This window comes from Paenibacillus ehimensis NBRC 15659 (genome assembly GCF_004000785.1).
Lineage (GTDB): Bacteria > Bacillota > Bacilli > Paenibacillales > NBRC-103111 > Paenibacillus_G > Paenibacillus_G ehimensis.
On sequence record NZ_BILX01000002.1, the window covers coordinates 156446 to 173612 of the forward strand.

The 17167-nt window shown below is 46.4% G+C and carries 16 protein-coding genes; 9 read left to right on the forward strand and 7 right to left on the reverse strand.

Annotated elements, in window-relative coordinates:
• Positions 1-177: 177 nt before the first annotated feature.
• From PEH01S_RS01905 to PEH01S_RS01920, 4 genes are all read left to right on the forward strand, one after another.
• Positions 178-1047: an AraC family transcriptional regulator gene (locus PEH01S_RS01905; protein ID WP_127483744.1), complete on the forward strand. Its 870-nt coding sequence runs from the start codon at positions 178-180 to the stop codon at positions 1045-1047.
• Positions 1048-1173: 126 nt separating this feature from the next.
• Positions 1174-2034: a GRP family sugar transporter gene (locus tag PEH01S_RS01910; protein ID WP_127483745.1), complete on the forward strand. Its 861-nt coding sequence runs from the start codon at positions 1174-1176 to the stop codon at positions 2032-2034.
• Between the two features lie 147 nt (positions 2035-2181).
• Positions 2182-2649, forward strand: a complete 468-nt coding sequence (locus PEH01S_RS01915) for a hypothetical protein (protein ID WP_025846755.1) — start codon at positions 2182-2184, stop codon at positions 2647-2649.
• Between the two features lie 84 nt (positions 2650-2733).
• The gene (locus tag PEH01S_RS01920; RefSeq protein ID WP_127483746.1) at positions 2734-3699 is read left to right on the forward strand and encodes a hypothetical protein; all 966 of its coding nucleotides are present in this window, start codon (positions 2734-2736) and stop codon (positions 3697-3699) included.
• Between the two features lie 58 nt (positions 3700-3757).
• Here PEH01S_RS01920 and PEH01S_RS01925 read toward each other — a convergent pair whose 3' ends face one another.
• From PEH01S_RS01925 to PEH01S_RS01950, 6 genes are all read right to left on the reverse strand, one after another.
• The gene (locus PEH01S_RS01925) at positions 3758-5173 is read right to left on the reverse strand and encodes a serine hydrolase domain-containing protein (protein WP_127483747.1); all 1416 of its coding nucleotides are present in this window, start codon (positions 5171-5173) and stop codon (positions 3758-3760) included.
• Positions 5170-5748, reverse strand: coding sequence for a TetR/AcrR family transcriptional regulator (locus PEH01S_RS01930; RefSeq protein ID WP_127483748.1), 579 nt, complete (start codon positions 5746-5748; stop codon positions 5170-5172). The genes PEH01S_RS01925 and PEH01S_RS01930 overlap by 4 nt, the downstream gene beginning before the upstream one ends.
• A gap of 115 nt (positions 5749-5863) precedes the next feature.
• Positions 5864-8428, reverse strand: coding sequence for an ABC transporter permease (locus PEH01S_RS01935; protein WP_127483749.1), 2565 nt, complete (start codon positions 8426-8428; stop codon positions 5864-5866).
• A complete protein-coding gene (locus PEH01S_RS01940) occupies positions 8425-9108 on the reverse strand; it encodes an ABC transporter ATP-binding protein (protein ID WP_025846761.1) in 684 nt (227 codons plus the stop codon). The genes PEH01S_RS01935 and PEH01S_RS01940 overlap by 4 nt, the downstream gene beginning before the upstream one ends.
• 96 nt (positions 9109-9204) lie before the next feature.
• Positions 9205-10206, reverse strand: coding sequence for a sensor histidine kinase (locus PEH01S_RS01945; RefSeq protein WP_127483813.1), 1002 nt, complete (start codon positions 10204-10206; stop codon positions 9205-9207).
• Position 10207: 1 nt separating this feature from the next.
• Positions 10208-10891 (reverse strand): response regulator transcription factor, encoded by a 684-nt coding sequence (locus PEH01S_RS01950; RefSeq protein ID WP_127483750.1) that lies wholly within the window; start codon positions 10889-10891, stop codon positions 10208-10210.
• A gap of 192 nt (positions 10892-11083) precedes the next feature.
• Here PEH01S_RS01950 and PEH01S_RS01955 point away from each other — a divergent pair, with 192 nt between their 5' ends.
• Complete coding sequence (locus tag PEH01S_RS01955) at positions 11084-11668, forward strand: DUF4062 domain-containing protein (protein WP_127483751.1); 585 nt, start codon at positions 11084-11086, stop codon at positions 11666-11668.
• A gap of 1209 nt (positions 11669-12877) precedes the next feature.
• On the opposite strand, the gene PEH01S_RS01960 is transcribed toward PEH01S_RS01955, so the two are convergent.
• Positions 12878-13423, reverse strand: a complete 546-nt coding sequence (locus tag PEH01S_RS01960; RefSeq protein ID WP_025846766.1) for a helix-turn-helix domain-containing protein — start codon at positions 13421-13423, stop codon at positions 12878-12880.
• A gap of 332 nt (positions 13424-13755) precedes the next feature.
• Here PEH01S_RS01960 and PEH01S_RS01965 point away from each other — a divergent pair, with 332 nt between their 5' ends.
• The 4 genes from PEH01S_RS01965 to PEH01S_RS01980 all read left to right on the forward strand — a co-directional run bounded on the left by PEH01S_RS01965 (position 13756) and on the right by PEH01S_RS01980 (position 17145).
• Positions 13756-14652, forward strand: a complete 897-nt coding sequence (locus tag PEH01S_RS01965) for an MBL fold metallo-hydrolase (protein WP_025846767.1) — start codon at positions 13756-13758, stop codon at positions 14650-14652.
• Positions 14653-14694: 42 nt separating this feature from the next.
• A complete protein-coding gene (locus PEH01S_RS01970; protein ID WP_025846768.1) occupies positions 14695-15687 on the forward strand; it encodes an alpha/beta hydrolase in 993 nt (330 codons plus the stop codon).
• Between the two features lie 121 nt (positions 15688-15808).
• The gene (locus PEH01S_RS01975; protein WP_025846769.1) at positions 15809-16189 is read left to right on the forward strand and encodes a RidA family protein; all 381 of its coding nucleotides are present in this window, start codon (positions 15809-15811) and stop codon (positions 16187-16189) included.
• Positions 16190-16233: 44 nt separating this feature from the next.
• Entirely contained in the window at positions 16234-17145 is a 912-nt protein-coding gene (locus PEH01S_RS01980) for a DMT family transporter (RefSeq protein WP_127483752.1), read from the forward strand.
• The last annotated feature ends 22 nt before the right edge of the window (positions 17146-17167 follow it).

Consider the following 17167-nt stretch of genomic DNA (forward strand, 5'->3'; position numbering starts at 1 on the left):
AATTGAAAGCGTTTCATTTTTGAGAAAAGTATACCATCCACAAATTTATTCATACATGCTTTTTTCAAACAAAAATATAGTAAAATCTAATCTATATCCTTCTCCATCTCCAAACCGGTCAATATTTAGACAAATCTTCATTCTATGTTTAGGTCATCCTCGGATAAGGAAGTGAACATGATGCAGAAAATGAACCAATATGTCGATACGCAAACAAGCTCCAGCCATAAAAACGTAAGCGATCTTATTTTGTATAACTGCGGAACGGAAAACTGCGACCCCAATTATTCTTTTGGACCCATAGCGCGGGATTTTCATTTAATTCATTTTGTCGTCAAAGGCCGCGGAAAGCTATCCATTGACAACGAAACTTACCCTATCAAGGAGAACCAAGCCTTCTTAATTCCCGCCAATAAAATCGCTTTTTACCAAGCGGATGCCCAGGATCCGTGGGAATATTGCTGGGTGGGCTTTATGGGGATTCAATCGGAATATTACTTGCAGCATATTGCGGTGGTGAATGGCGGGGCGTACGTGATTAACGTCGAGAATGCGAACGATTTTTATATGCTCATCCAAACCATGCTTGACATCTCCGGGGCCAGCTTGTCCTCTTCTTTATTCATCCAAGGCTATTTGTACCATATTCTCGCCATGCTGGTAAGCGCCGGTAAAACTATATCCGCGGTCCATCGAGGGAGTCTTTCCTACGCTTTGCAGGCGATGAACTATTTGGACAAAAACTACAGCAACACCAACGTTCAAATTCATGCGATTGCCGATTTTCTAGGCTTGCACCCGAACTACCTGTCGACGATTTTTAAACAAGACATCGGGGTTACCCCCAAAGAATACTTGATTCAATTGCGTATGAAAAAGGCTTGCGAATTGCTGCAGCAAACCAGCTATCCAATCCATATCATCTCCAACTCGGTCGGGTATGCCGATCCATTGACTTTCTCCAGAGCGTTCAAAACGGTGACCGGCATGTCCCCGAAAGCGTATCGAGAAAGCTCCCGGCTCCCGCCGGAATCCAATGATCTATAATTTTGCTATATTGTTCTATACAATTCCTATGTTTTCACTCTTTTAGATTTGGTATCTTTTATTTATTTGATAGCAAAATCTCATATTGAGGTTGAACCCAAATCTGGTAAAAAGAGTGTGTGAGCCATGAGTTTTTTCATCGTTTTTGTCCCGGCTTTGGGCTGGGGAATTATGCCGATTATCGCCCAACTGACCAAAGCCTCTCCCAAAGAACAATTAACCGGTACGACGTTGGCGGCCTTATTTTTTGCAACCGTATGGTACGCAATACATCCGTCTTCATTGGTCATTTTTCCATTCCTGATCAGCTTTATTTCGGGTATTTTGTGGTCCATCGGACAGTATTTGCAGTTCCAAGCTTTTCAAAAGATCGGCGTTCCGAAAGCCATCCCCGTCATTTGCGGATTACAGCTGATAGGCACAACGCTGTTCGCCGCCATGATGTTTAACGAATGGCAGACCCGAACCGAGATGATTGTCGGCTCTCTGGCGCTGCTGTTTATTTTGCTGGGCCTTATTTTAACCAGCTACCAGCAAAAACAACACGGTTCTTCCAACGGAATACCGCTTAACCTTCTTTTTATCCTGATTTGCTCTGCTCTGGCTTTAACCTGCTATGCGTTAATCAATCAGCTGTTTGACATATCAGGCAATGAGGTGATTTTGCCCCAGGCCTTGGGGATGTTCTCCTCTTCGTTGCTCATTAATGCATTCTCTAAAGCGAAGCCGCGTCCCGCCAAAGTGTATTTGAACGTGGTAACGGGGAGTTGCTGGAGTGTCGCAAACCTTGCTTTTTTTATCGCAAATGGAACGGTCGGCACGGCAACGAGCTTTCCGATCTCTCAAGCGAGTATCATTATCGCTACATTAGGAAGCATCTTCATTTTTAAAGAAGCGAAGAAGCGGCTGGAGTGGTTGTCAGTTGTTTCCGGCATTGTTTCCGTTGCGATTGGCGTAATCATGATTAGTTTGATTAAAACGACCTGAGGAAATTTGTTAGGCGATCCCCCCTTGTGAACGCGCCTTGCTGCCATTATAAACAAACCTCCTTAGGGGATAGACAGTTCCGGACCAAGGCACAATACGTCTTGTGTTCTTTGAACAACACCTATTCCTAAGGAGGCCTGATTTGTCATGACTACTAAAAAAGAAGCCATAACTCAAGAACAAATCGCCGATAAGGTAAAAGCCGAAGTCGCCAGTGAGTTGACCCCGCTGGAAAACCAGCTGAACCAGATCCAAAAGATTTTGACTCAGGTTCAAAACCCTTCCCAAAGCACCGCTACGATGGGCTCCAATCAAAACCAGCAGCAGCTTGGCCAGCTTGTTAACCAAATGAACCAATTCAACCAACAAGTGCAAAGCCAACAAAAACAAGCTATTCAACAGCTTCAACAATCCATTCAACAAGCCAGCCAAACGTTGAACCAAGCGAATCAAACCGTCCAATCGTTCCAAATGCTAAGCCAAATGCAGCAGCTGATTCAACAATCTCAGCAGCAAGCCAATCAAATGAATCAACAAAATCAACAAAATCAACAGAATCAAATGAATCAACAAAGCTTCAATCAAACCAGCATGAGTATGAACCAAACTCACTAAACCTCATTCTGTACGAATACGGGTTGCGTTCCGACGTAACCCTCTTTTTTGGAGAACGTTGAAGAAAAAGGGGAAATGATGGGTATGCTAATTACAGCTTTTGTCTTTATAATGATTGCTGTTGTCATAGGCATTATTTTCTTGAGAAACTTCACCAAGGAAGTGTTCGACAATGAGGACCGCGGTCGTCGGGAGCATCCTCATCGCTTGAAAGAAGCAGCGAGTATGGAAGCGGCTCAAGAGCTTTACCCGTTCGAAGAAACGAAAGGCAGTATTGCTCCCGCGAAGCATGAGCCGGACACAAAAAGAAGCCATCTTCAAGTTGTGCCCGATATGTGGAAAGATAAGGCGAAAGACACCGGGCAGGCTGTGACGCCGAAGCCCGATGTCAGGGCTAAAAGCAACGTGCAGACTGCTACGCCTAAGCTCGATGCCAAGGCTAAAAGCAACGTGCAGACTGTTACGCCTAAGCTTGATGCCAAAGCGAAAAGTACCGTGCAGACTGCTACGCCTAAGCTCGATGCCAAGGCTAAAAGCACCGAGCTGCCTGCAACGCCTAAAGTCGATGCCAAGGCTAAAAGCAACGTGCCGCCTGCAACGCCTAAAGTCGACGCCAAAGCGAAAAGTATCGTGCCGCCTGCAACGCCTAAAGTCGATGCGAAAGCTAAAAGCACCGTGCCGCCTGCAACGCCTAAAGTCGATGCGAAAGCTAAAAGCACCGTGCAGACTTTATCTTATAGTCAAGCTGATAGTAATAGTCCATCTTCATTTCTTGCTAATGAACAGCCTTATCAGCAAGTTTGGAGTCAGAGCATCGATTCCGCAGCATTGATTCCCTTATCTTTAGAAAAACAATTGGACAATATTGAAGTCACAGAGAACAAGCTTCAACTTAACGTATATCATAACCTTGTCCAACAGTTGGAAGAAGCTTCGACGGTATTAGCGCAAATCGATGACCAGATCAAATTCATCGAATTAACGAATTTTATAGATGATGAATTTACCAAATTAAGCACGAATACGGAACATCAAGAGAACAGGGCATAAACACCTAGCATGCGGGCCCGCACCGGGTGTTTCAATCCCCCTACACTGTGAGGCAAGTTCATTTAACTTGTGCTTTTCGTTTCGCTGCAACGAAGATCACGGTTAACAGACCGTAAACGGCCAATACCCCAATGAGACATTGCACAAGAAATGCGATGTCCGGAAGGAAAAGGCCGACAGTTCTCCACGAGATGCCCATACTATAGGTGAATAATGGAATAAGTGCAGCGGCAATGATCAAAGATAGCGTACCCGCACATACCCACAATGGTTTATTTATAGCCGTTTTGCGCTGCAGGCGGATTAAGCTGAGTACGGATACCGCAGCAAGCAATAGAACAACCCCAAGCGTCATCCGCTGCGTGCTGATGTTCATTTCCGCCAAATGGGGCTCCTGCCCCTTCATAATGGACCGGATTCCCTCCATGATGCTCAAATACGAAACGGCTTCCAACTCATGGTATTTATTCATCAAAAGAACGGCGCCCAGCTCCTGCTCGGGCATAATGAACAGCTCCGATCGATATTCAGGCGTTGCCCCCGTATGGTAAGGATACTTCTCCCCCGATCTGGGGAAATGCCAGCCCAGGCCGTAGCGTCTGTTAGGTTCCGGCGGCGTTCGCAATTGCTTCAGGCCCTGTTCCGTCACTAAATCCCCGCCGTACAGCATGAACTTGATGAATTTAGCCAAATCGGCTGAGCTTGAAGACATATAACCGTAAGGCGATCCCGATGGATCATACAGTCCTTCGCCTTTCACCGGTTTGCCTAACCACGAACGATAACCCTGCATCAATCCTTTGCTGACCGCGCTTTCGTAATCGGCAGCCGTCCGGTTCATTCCGAGAGGAGAAAAAATCCGGGTACCCATAAATGCCGAGAACGTTTGGCCCGACGCTGACTCAAGAATCGCCCCCAAGAGCAAATAGTTCGCCGAATTATACTCATAGGTTTCGCCCGGAGCATGGCTCAGCTTGACTCCGCTCAGCTCCGCAGCGGCTCGAGCAATGCCCGTTTCCTGATCACGATCTTGCCGGTCCGTCACCTTCATGCCGTCATAAGCACTGATCCCGCTCGTTTGTTCCAAAAGATGGCGCACAGTTATCGATTTGCCGCTGTCCGTTTGATAGGTGAACCACGGGATGTATGTCTCGATCGGATCATCCAGCTTGAGCTTGCCTTCCTCCGCCAGCATCATCATGGCAAGAGCCGTCAGAGGCTTGCTGACCGAGCCGATCAGAAAGGACGTGTCCTCCGTGACGGCCGATCCGTCGCTCATGGTCCCCCAGCTTTCTTGATAGACGGTCTGCCCTTGATGCACGACCGCCAGCGAAGCCCCCGGAATATGATATTTCGCCAGCGCTGCTTTCATAAATGCGTCGATTTGCTGTGCCGTATCCCGGTCTTCAGCAGCAAGAGTAAGAGAAGGAGCAAAGACCAGGAAGAGGAGTAGACCGATGACGATTTTCTTCATCTGCTCTCCCCTTCGGACTTGCTTAGATAAAGCTCAAGCAGCTCAGTCAACAATCGATACGACCGGTCAAGATCAAACTCGTTGTCGACGATTTTCTGAAGTGCCAGCCCGTCGAAGCAGGCCAACAGGATACTTGCAAGCGCCGAGGCGTTATCAGAATTGCCCACCAGGTGCTGCAGGGGCGCGGAAAGACTCTCTCTCCCGCTCTTGAGAATCGACGCGACTTCCCGTTCCAGATGACCGCTCTCGCTTTTCATCCCCAACGAATACAGCTCATACCGCCAGCGGTACCAGTCGGGATTGTCTTCCGCTCTGGATTTGATTTCGAGCAGCACGGCTTCGGGGGTTGCGGCATCATCCGGCTGCCCGTCATATTGCTTTTGGTAACGCTGTTGGACCTCTTCCTGTACGGAAAGCAGCAGTTCTTCTTTATCTTTAAAATAATAATGGACTAGCCCCGATGTCATCCCGGCCTCGCCTGCAATATCTTTGATCGAAGCGTTGAGGTACCCTTTTTTTACAAACACTTTGTAAGCCGCATCGATTAATCGTTGTCTTTTCTCCTGTGTGCTCATCCGATCCCGCCCTTTTCTTGGTTGGTCAACCAACCAAATTATAAGGACGGTGCAGCATAATGTCAATCCTTGGACGCTGCCGTCAGGCGGCTAGGATATGTCCTAACCGCGCATTCTATAGATTCTCCTGCTTCAAAGCATCAATAATGTTTGCTTTTTTTACTTTTATGCTGGCGTAATACATGGACAAGCTCACGATAACAAACACGGCCGCAATCACATACAGAATACTGGTCCATGGCACCATGAAACCGTACGAAAAACTGTAGCTGAAGGCCCGGTAGATCAACACCATAATCACTGCGCTGACCGGAAGCCCATAAGTTAGGGCCTTGATTCCATAAAATATGCTTTCATAGTTTATCATTTTATTAAAGCTTTTCGGCGTCATCCCCACCGATCTCAGCATCGCAAATTCCCGTTTGCGAAGGGCAATGCTCGTCGTAATCGTATTGAGAATATTCGCCATCGAAAGCGCCGTAATTAAGGCCACAAAACCGTAAACAAATACGGACAATAACAGGATTATTTGTTCAGAGTGCTGTCTTACTTGAAATATGTTTGAGACTTCCAGCTCTTGATTCATTTCTTCGATGTCTTGCTGTGTTTTCAAAGGATCTTTACTATTCAGGTAAAGTGAGGAAAACGGTTTATCCTTACTTTTTTTCATTAACTGGTCGAAGACGGGCTCGGATACAACAAGATGAACTTCAAAGCTGCTTGGAACAAGTCCCATCGGGAATTGTTCCGTTACCGCGGCAAGCTCCACTTTGCTGACCGATTCCTTATTAGAATCGGTGGAGACGAGATCAAGCATTTCCCCTACTCGGCCCTGGATAGCTTTCGTTTCGATAATTTTGTTCTTTTCATCTTTATATTTCATGACATCAATCAATATGCCGGTTGGGTGAGCGGGATTCGTTAGCTTGGCGTACTCGGTGCCGACCTTTTGGGCATAGGCTTTCAGCTTGTCTTCACTTAAAGCATTTACTCGTATATCGTATTTATACCGACCTTGATCAGGAGCCCGAGGGGGTTTTGCCCCCTCGGGAACGGACTTCTCTGCAACCCAAGTGAAGACGCCAAACCACTGTTTTATCAGGCTGTATTCCGTAACGCCCTCCAACGACACAATCGATTTCACCAAATGCTCATCGAGCGTCGCCACTTCACCGTTCTTGTATACCCCGATATCATAGTTATAGCCTTTTTGGGAGACACCAAGCGATTTCTGCAGGTTGGAAGTGAAGAAGGACACGGATAGAAACAGCACGATACTAATGACAAGCGAAAAGACCGTAGCGTGATACCTGCGTTTGTTTCTTTTTAAATTTTTCAATCCGAACTCCGCTTCAATGCCGAATAACCGTTGGACCAACTTCGAGGTTTTCACCGTTTTCCCCGTCAGTTTAATATCCATGGTTTGCCGAATCGCGTCGATGGCAGAAATTTTAGATGCTTTTTGGGCTGGAAGATACGTTGAAATGAATATCGTGACGATCGAGATCAGACACGTCATTGCGAGCGATGAAGGCGTGACGACCAACGTTAATTTTTCGGTAACACTGATCGCATCTTCGAGCATCGAGTTAATGAAGCGAAAGGTAATGCCGATTCCAATCATGCCGCAGATGACGCCTAAGGGAATGCCAATGACGCCAATCACCGCTCCCTCAAAAAATACCGAATTTCTCTTCTGCCTTCTCGTTGCTCCAACACTCGACAGCATCCCCAGATAACGTGACCGTTCCGAGACGGAAATCGCAAAAGCATTGTAGATTAAGGAAACGGAGCCAATGACAATAACAAGCACCACAATGACGAATAGCGAACTATAGGTTTTGCCTAACCCGCCGCCCATGACGCCATAATAACGCAATAGAGACTCATTTGTTTTAAACGAGCTGATGTTGTTTTTCGTGGACAAATCATTGGCATGAGCAAATACAGTGCCGTCGACTTTCTTGAGGACCACGCTCACATCAACGGTTTCGTTGGTGTCCACCATGTTCTCATCGACATAGGTAAGGGCCGTATACCCCGGCGCCCACGTCTGCTCCCACGAAGGACGTTTAATAAAGCCTACAACGGTATACGTTTCGGTTGTTGTATGAATTAAGGTTTCCGAGCTTTTCCCGTTTAAGAATCTCAATGGTTCATTTTGATTAAGATCCGTATTACCAGGATCGGCAGGATTCGAGCGCTGCCCGACATCAAGGGTTAACCGATCGCCAATCCGGTAGATGACTTTGGCGTTCGGGGCGATAGCTTCCGAAAGGACGATCTCATTGGCTTGTTGAGGCAGACGCCCTTCACTCAATGCAATAGGGAAGTTGTTAAAGCCTTGGGTATTAAACGCTTTAATGAACAAATATGGCTTGTTGATATTTTGGCTTCCTGGCAATAGAGCGAAGCCGCGTTCCTTGGAAGTGATTAATTGTTTGGTTGCCGCATCCTGTTTGATCGCTTCGAGCTGATCTTTGTTGACGTTTTTGTACAGGACATGCCATTCTCCATAGTCTTGAATCGTTTGCTTTTGCATTAACACCAAGAAAGAGGAGCCAAGCGTTATAACCGCCGTCACCATGGCCACGGAAATCACAACTCCGATCACGGTCACCAGCGTTTGCTTCTTATTTTTCATTAGATGTCGAAGTGTTAGCTTATGGATAATGTTCATGGCCGAATGACCTCGTCTTTGGCAATCTTTCCATCTTCAATGGAAATAATTCTGTCGGCTTGCAAAGCAATTCGTTCATCATGGGTGATCATGATCAGCGTCTGATGCAAGCTCTTGTTGAACATTTTCAATAAGTCAACGATTTCGCTGCCGTTTTTACTGTCCAGATTACCAGTCGGTTCGTCTGCCAAGATGATAGCGGGCTGATTCATCAACGCTCTTCCGATCGAGACCCGCTGCTGTTGGCCGCCGGAAAGCTGGTTCGGCAAATGATTCAAGCGATTTTGTAAATTTAACGTCTTCACAATATCCTCAAACTGCTTCCGATCCACCTTATGCTGATCGAGCAAGAGCGGCAGCTGGATATTTTCTTCAACCGTTAAAATCGGAATAAGGTTATAGAACTGATAAATTAAGCCAATTTGTCTCCGTCTAAAAATCGCCAGCTGCGTTTCATCCAGACTGTACATGTCCGTACGGTCCACAAACACTTTTCCGCTTGTCGGTCTATCTACACCGCCTAGCATATGTAAAAGCGTCGACTTCCCCGAACCGGACGGACCGATGATGGCGACGAACTCCCCTTTGTCCACCGAGAAGGATACGTCATCAAGCGCTTTTACCGCCGTGTCGCCTTTTCCATACACTTTAGACAGATGTTCGATCCTCAGAATTTCCATGCTGAACCCTCCATACGTTTGTCGATGGATTTAGTATATCTGCCCGAAGTGACTTTACAGTGACATGAAAGTGACAGTCTAGTCACTTAGCCCTGGTTAGACGACTTGCTTGTAGAAGCGAATCCGAAATTGGGTTCCCTTATGGAGTTCACTCTGAACCTCTATATCTCCATTCTGCTTCGTTATAATGCTGTGAGCCAGCGAGAGACCGATGCCGCTGCTGCCCTCGCCGGCACCCTTTCCTTTATAAAAACGTTTAAAAATATGAGAAATCTCTTCCTTGGGGATGCCTTTACCATTATCTTCAATCCTGATCTCCGTAAATAGCGGGTTCTCCGAAAAGGAAATCGCGATGGTTCCGCCTGCTTGCGTATGCTCCACCCCGTTTTTTAAAATATTGATTACCGCTTCGGTTGTCCAATTCAGATCGCCTAGAAATGAGACGCTGTCATCGCCCGTTACCGAAACTGTCTGTTCTTTGATGTCGATCGGAATGAGCACGGGCTGTAACGCTTTTTCAATAAGCTTGGTCACCCTGACCTGATCTTTCTTGAACTGCACGGTGCCTGCGTCGATCTTCGAAAGCTTCAATAACGAAGAAACAAGCCAATCCAGCCGTTCGAGCTGAATGCGAATATTGCGCGTAAATTCCGTTCTTTTCGCTTCAGGCAGCTTGGCGTCGTCCAATAAGTCCGCCATGACCATCATGGAGGTTAGAGGCGCTTTGAGCTGATGGGATATATCCGAAATCGCGTCGGTAAGATGGATTTTGTCTTTGTGCAACAGGGCGCTCTGCTCCGACAGCATGACGGTTACTTTATAAATCGTATTTTTCAGAATGCTGAATTCCCCTTCCCGATTATCCCGGACGTCAAGGGAATAGTCGCCGCCGCTAATTTGCCGCAAATAGCCGGACAATTTCTCAATCTCTTGATATCTCAACCTCGTAAACAGGTGGCTGCATCCAATGAGTAAAATGGAAGTCATTAGAACGAGAACCACGGCAGCGAGCGAAAAAAAAGCCGCGGCGGCAAGCATAACCAAACTTATCGTGCACATCAACAAGAGTACGAGGCGGATCTCGCGATTACGCAGCATGCTACTCACCGACCTTATATCCTAAACCGCGTACGGTTTTAATGAACGTTGGATCTTTCGGATCATCCTCTAGCTTTTCCCTCAGCCTTTTGATGTAAACGGTTAGCGTATTGTCGTTGACGAAATCCCCAGCCACATCCCAAATTTGTTCTAAGAGCTGATTTCTGGAGAGGATCTGCCCGATATGGTTCGCGAAAATCAGCAATAATCGGTACTCCAAAGCCGTCAGTGGGATTTCATCGCCATGTTTATATACCTTGCCTTCAAGCATATTGATCCGGATAGCATCTACTGCGATGATGGCTCTTGCCTGCGGCTGCTTCTGATATCTTCGCAAAACCGATTTTATCCGTGAGAGCAGCTCGCGAATTCGAAAAGGCTTCGTAATATAGTCGTCCGCTCCCATATCAAGCCCCATCACGACATTGACTTCATCATCAACGGCTGTCAGGAAAATAACGGGAACATCGCTTCGCTCCTTCACCATTTTACACAATTCATACCCGCTTCCATCCGGCAGCGATAAATCGAACAGACATAAAGCGAACTGATCCAACTGCTCGGCTATCACCTTTTTCGCAGATGCAACGTCATGGCACAGAACCGTAGAAAACTGGTCTTGCTGTAGAGAATACTCGAGGCCCGACGCAATAGTTTTATCATCTTCCACAAGCAAAATGTTCATTGGATCATCATCCCAATTTGAATTTTTAAGAAAAAGGACTATTAACTCATGATTGTATCATACAAAAAAGGGGATGATCAGCAAAGAAGCGGCCCGGCTGCAATATCCGAAGCATTGAAATCTGGGCAAATATTGACATCTAAACGTAGCCAACGGTATGATTTATATTAATTTCATTCCATAAGGTGGCCTATAAGAAAAAAATTACAAATCTACATATCGTCTACTTTTGCCGATCTGGTTGCAGAACGTCAAATCGCTGTAGAAGCTATTCTTAAAGCTGGTCACATTCCTGCTGGAATTGGAATCGACCCATTCTTTTTGGAACGCCCAATGGACACAATTAAGAGATGGATCGATGAATCCGATGTATTTATCACCATTCTCGGAGGACTCTATGGAAACATGCTTCCCGACGAATCGAAGAGTTATCCGCATTGGGAATATGATTATGCCGGAGAACTAGGTAAGCCAAGATTCGCTCTTGTTTTAACCGATGAAGCATTAAGACGACAGCCATACGACTTTGTCGGCGTGTCAGGCTATCAGAAGTTCCAAGAGTTTAAGCAATCCGTAATGGAAGATGTGGCCATATTTCATATTGCAGAAGAATGGCACATTAGATGGGTACTTCATGAAAAATTGAAGGAGTATAAAGGAAGAGACGATTTGGGCGGCTGGGTTTCCGGCAAGGATATACCCGATGTACAAAAGTTGTTGGAAGAGAACGCCAGATTAAAGGCTGAGTTAGAGCAATATAAAAGAGCAGATAACTGATATGAAATATTCCGAAATAGAGAAAAACCTGGGAGCAAAAATAACAGAAGGAATGACAAAGGGAAGAACAATGAAAAACACCATTATTGGTAATATCCCCTCATGGTAGACAATGTAAAAAGACATCTGGAAAGATGGACTTAAAACGTTATCGACCGGAGGGGATTTTTTCATAGGAGAACGAAGCCGTACGAATAACAGTTATCCTTTAGAGTTAAAAAATGCAAGCAGTTAGGCTGGTAACCGAGAGGTGACCAGACAACTTGGGATTCGAAATAAGACACAGGTAGAAGTATGAGTAAAGCGTTATCGGGAAGGCCAGCCCTTTAAGCAAGAAGCCTTTCGCCAAGGACGACCGCAGACCAAATTTGTAGCTTAGAAGAAGAAATGGCGTAAAAAAGCAGCTTATCCGAATCCCCTTGTGCTGCAAGAGAAGTTGCTGGAATCAGTATCTTAACAGGCTTTACGTTTGCCTATTTTGTTACTTATTATTTTTAAATACTAATTCTTTAACTAAGTTATACAATCGTGGTAGGTCAATTTCAAATCCCTTACCTTTGTATTTTGTGAGAGAAACGTTACCACCTAAAAAGCTAATACTATCCTCAACCTTTTTTTGACCATCTGATATCTGTTTAAGATTCAATGGCTTTATTCTTCAAAAACTACTTAATCTTCCGGGATGGGCAGCAAATATTGTAGTTGGCATTGGGCTTGTAAAGTTGGGTCAAATTATTTATGCAGACAATGGTAGGGGAACATATGTGGATATTTCATATTGGAACCCTAACATGCCTAACATTTATGGTGCTTAAGCAAAAACTTAGGTAATATATGCACTTATAAATGCTTATTTCTGGTACCTATTGATAATTGCTATTGTGATTTTGCAACTAACATTGGGAGATAAGATTAAACTACCATGAAAGAATTTGATTATGTTTATAGCAGGTTTCGCGATATTGCTATTAGACTGGTTTCTAATTAAACGAATTTCTTCAACGTTTGTTCCAGAAAAATTAATATAGCGCTTAGGTATTCAAGATATCCCCGGACAATTGGCTTTATAGGCCAACACCCCATATTTCGCCGTCACTTATGGTACGGTTACTCCTCTCTTATTCTTTCCCATATTCTGCGAAAGGATGCGGCTACCCGGTTCGGCCGATCCGCTTGCACGCAGTGCGAGGCATCCTCCAAGCGACCTAGTCAAAAAGTAGGCGGAGTAGCAACTGCTATTAGCAGCGTTTCGCCTTCCCAGATATTCCTATAACTATGGGGGATTCTGGCATCATAATAGATGCTGTCCCCTTCTTCGAGCGTATAACGTTCATTTCCAAGCACAAACTCCAATCGCCCGGAGTGCACAAATAGAAATTCCTCGCCATCGCTATGGCCGACCCCGATGTCGCCGTAGGCTGCTCCTTCTTCCAACACTCCCCATATCGGTCCCATCCGGTTGCTGCTTCCTTGACTGAGCGCGTACCAGGTAATACGGGATCCCTCGGAATGCACCAAAGGTTTGCGCTCGTTTTTTCTAACGACAATGCTTCGCTTCTCCTCGCCGAACAAATCGGTAAAATTCACGTTTAATGCATTCGCTATGCGCTTCAGAACACTGATGGACGGATTCGCCTTATCGCGTTCAATTTCACTGAGAAAAGATAAGGATACAGAGGCTGCTTGAGCTACCTTCTTGAGCGTTAATTTCTGTTTTTTTCGCGTGCTTCGAATGGCTTCGCCGATCGAATTCATATGCAAGCCTCCTAAATTTTCATTATGATTTCGCTACCGGCGAAATTTATATCTTTATAATAGGCGTAAATATGAGCAATATCAAGCCCTTTCACTAGGGTGGAATTACGGTGTAAAAACGTTGATTTTGCGCCATTATTGGACTACTATTTAATAAAGGTTGACGAACGAATTTTACCCGGGTATCTGAACATCGTTCATCTCAACAGAATCATTTTCATTTACAGCGAAATTTTTTAAGGGTACCGAGATACGAATCACAACATTACAGCGGTTTCCTTGTTATCCGAGTTCATAGAAACATTGTCAGAAGGATGAAAGGGGCTTAAAAAATGACTGCCAAAAATCCCAAGGTCTATCGAGTAGGTGATGTAACCGTTACGCGTGTCACGGAGATGATGCTTGACGGTGTTCCGCCAGAAGTATATTTTCCGGGATCGTGGGACCCCCTGTTCCTGGAGGAGAATCGAAACTCTCTTCCGGCTGGCCTGATCGATGGCAATTCTCAGCTTATCGTCAGCATTGGAACGTGGGTGGTGAAGACCCCGAAGCATACGATTCTTATCGATACGGCTACAGGAAACGATAAAAACTTGCCTTTAAATCCCGATCTCGCCAATCTCCAGCTTCCCTATCTCGAGCGGCTGAAGGAGGCGGGGGTTACGCCCGAGGAAGTGGACTACGTTCTGCTGACGCATCTGCATGTGGACCATGTCGGTTGGAATACAAAGCTTGTGGACGGAAAATGGGTGCCGACCTTCCCCAATGCCAAATACGTATTTCCGCTCGCAGAGCAACAATATTACTCCAGCGAGGCCAGCCACAACAAAGCAAACGAAGCAAATTTTAACGTTTACGAAGAAAGCGTATTGCCTGTTGTTGAAGCCGGCTTAACGCAGACCATTGGCCCTGAGGGCGGAGAATTTCTTAATATATTCAAATTCATTCCGACACCCGGCCACAGCATCGGCCAAATGTCCATCCGGCTTAAATCCGGCGGAGAAGAAGCTTTATTTGGCGCCGATGTGATGCATCATCCGTTTCAAGTCTATAATCCGGAATGGAATTCCATGTACTGCGAATTTACCGATCAAGCGCGTATTTCACGGCTCCGGGTGCTGGAATCCGTAGCAGATCGCCAGGTCATTTATTTCAGTACGCATTTCCCCGGAAGCGCGGCGGGATACGTGACCCGCAGCGGGACTGGATACAAGTGGGACTTTATTTAATACGACCTGACAACAAAACGCAATATGGAAGGCGCTGAGCTTATGACAACCCATCTTAATAATATCCATATCGTGACCGAAGACTTGCGTATCCCGAGCGATACGCCCGGAATCGAGCTTTATGTGCGAAATAAACGTCCGGCTTCCATGAATACCTTCTCTAACGAAAAAACAATCGTGATGGTTCATGGCGCTACCTATCCAATTGGCAGTCTGTACGATGTGGAGCTGGACGGCTTCACTTTTCTGGACTACCTTGCCAGCCATGGCTATGACGTGTATGCCGTGGACGTTCGCGGCTACGGCGGCTCGACAAGACCGCCCGAGATGGAGCAGCCTGCCGACCTTAATCCGCCGCTTGTCCGCACGGAGACAGGGGTCCGGGATTTTGGTGCAGCCATAGACTACGTTCTGAAACGCCGGAATTTAACGAAGGTCAACGTACTTGGGATGTCTTGGGGAGGAACGGTTGCGGGAGCTTATACCAGCCGAAACAACGATAAAGTAAACAAGCTTACGCTTGTCGCTCCGCAATGGCTAAGCTCCAAACCGGTTCCGATCGATACCGGAGGACCGCTTGGTTCGTATCGCCTTGTTGCTGTCGGCAGCACGATGGAACGCTGGCTAAGCGCCGCACCGGAACATAAACGCGGCGATCTGATTCCGGATGGCTGGTTTGAACAATGGGTCAACGCCACTCTTGCTTCTGACCCGGGGAGCCTAACCGATCATCCTGAGCATATCCGGGCGACCAACGGCCCTATCCTGGATATCCGCGAATACTGGACGGCTGGCAAAGCTTTCTATGATCCTAAGGATATTACGGTTCCCGTCCTTCTTGTCCATGCCGAGTGGGATATCGATGTCCCTCTTGAATTGGCTCAGAATTTCTTCACTTCCCTGACAGGAGCTGCCTATCGCCGCTGGGTTGAAATCGGTGAAGGGACGCATATGGTCCTTCTGGAGAAAAACAGACTTCAGGCTTTTCAAGCCATCCGCGGATTCCTGGATGAAGCATACGCACCGGCGAAATAAAGCTTCCGCTGTACGAGCGGACTTTAGGATTATATCGCTTGCCTAATTAGAGGCCCGCGGCATTGTCGCCTCGGGCCTTTTTATTCACCAATTTATAAAAGACGGAGAGAAATTTAATACGATGAGCCATACCGCTATTACAACAACAAAAGCACCCGCAGCTATCGGCCCTTATTCGCAAGCCATCACTTTAGGAAATGCCGTCTATACGTCAGGCATGCTTCCGATTGATGCCGAAGGAAATCTGAAAGAAGGCATCGTTGACCAAACCCATCAAATATTAAAGAACCTGCAAGCCGTTTTAGCTGAAGCTGGATTATCTTTAGTAGACGTTGTAAAAACATCAGTTTTCATGACGGATTTAGAGCAATTTCAGCAGATGAACGAAGTGTACAGCCAATATTTCAGCAATCATCACCCTGCTAGAACAACCGTAGAAGTGTCTAGACTTCCAAGAGACGCCAAGATTGAAATAGAGCTTATCGCAATCAAACACATTTAAATCCGCTCCATTATCCGTATTTCTGTGAAAGAAGGCGCATCTGCTTGCGAACTTATTTGCCTCTCTTGTTTTGCGCAACCCTTTACGGAAGCAATTTCGTCTTAAGTTCGCTGCTGCTGCAAGCATTTCCCGCCTTGCATCTGTCGGCATACCGGCTTATGGTTTCATCGGCGTTCCTGCTTATTTATTTGGTTGCAACCCGTGGCATGACGAAGATTACGTTCCGCGACTCCGTTTATTTGGTACCCTTCGTTCTGATTGGGATGCTGCTTCACCAAGTTTCTTTCTTTACGGGACTCCGGACAACGGATGCAACGACGGCTTCGCTCATCTTATCGTTAGCTCCAATTTTTACGGCGCTGTTTGCCCGCTTATTTTTGAAGGAGCTGTTAACGAAACGCATGGCTGCAGGCTCGATTGTCGCCCTCGCTGGTGTCTTCTTCGTGGTTGGACCCGGCGGAAGCATGGGCACAGCCATTACCGAAGGCGTCTGGATCATGTTTATCTGTATGCTGGCATTGTCGGGATCTATGATCCTCATGAAAAAGCTGACGGAACGTATGGATGCATTTGTCGCAACGGTGTATACCACCGTGCTGGGCTGCATTTCGGTATACCCGGTGGCGGTCTGGAGCGAGCCTCACGTACAGGTGGAGCCTCACTTCTGGTGGTGGGTTCTCTTGCTTGGATCGGCTCTGCTTATTCAGGGCTTATGCGCAGTTATCTGGAATGCGCAAATCCGCAAGGTAGGGGCGGCTAAAGCCTCCCTGTTTCTGAATTTACAACCGTTTGTCGCCATGATTTTAGGTTATATCACGCTTGGCACCCCGATTTCCTTAACGCAAGCGGCAGGTTCTGTTCTAATCATTTGCGGCGTAGTTCTAGCCACTGTGCAGGGACAGAGAACAAGGAAAACACAAGACGATAAACTAAAATTCTCCCCTGTGGAGAGATAATGGCCTACGCGGCAATCGAGGC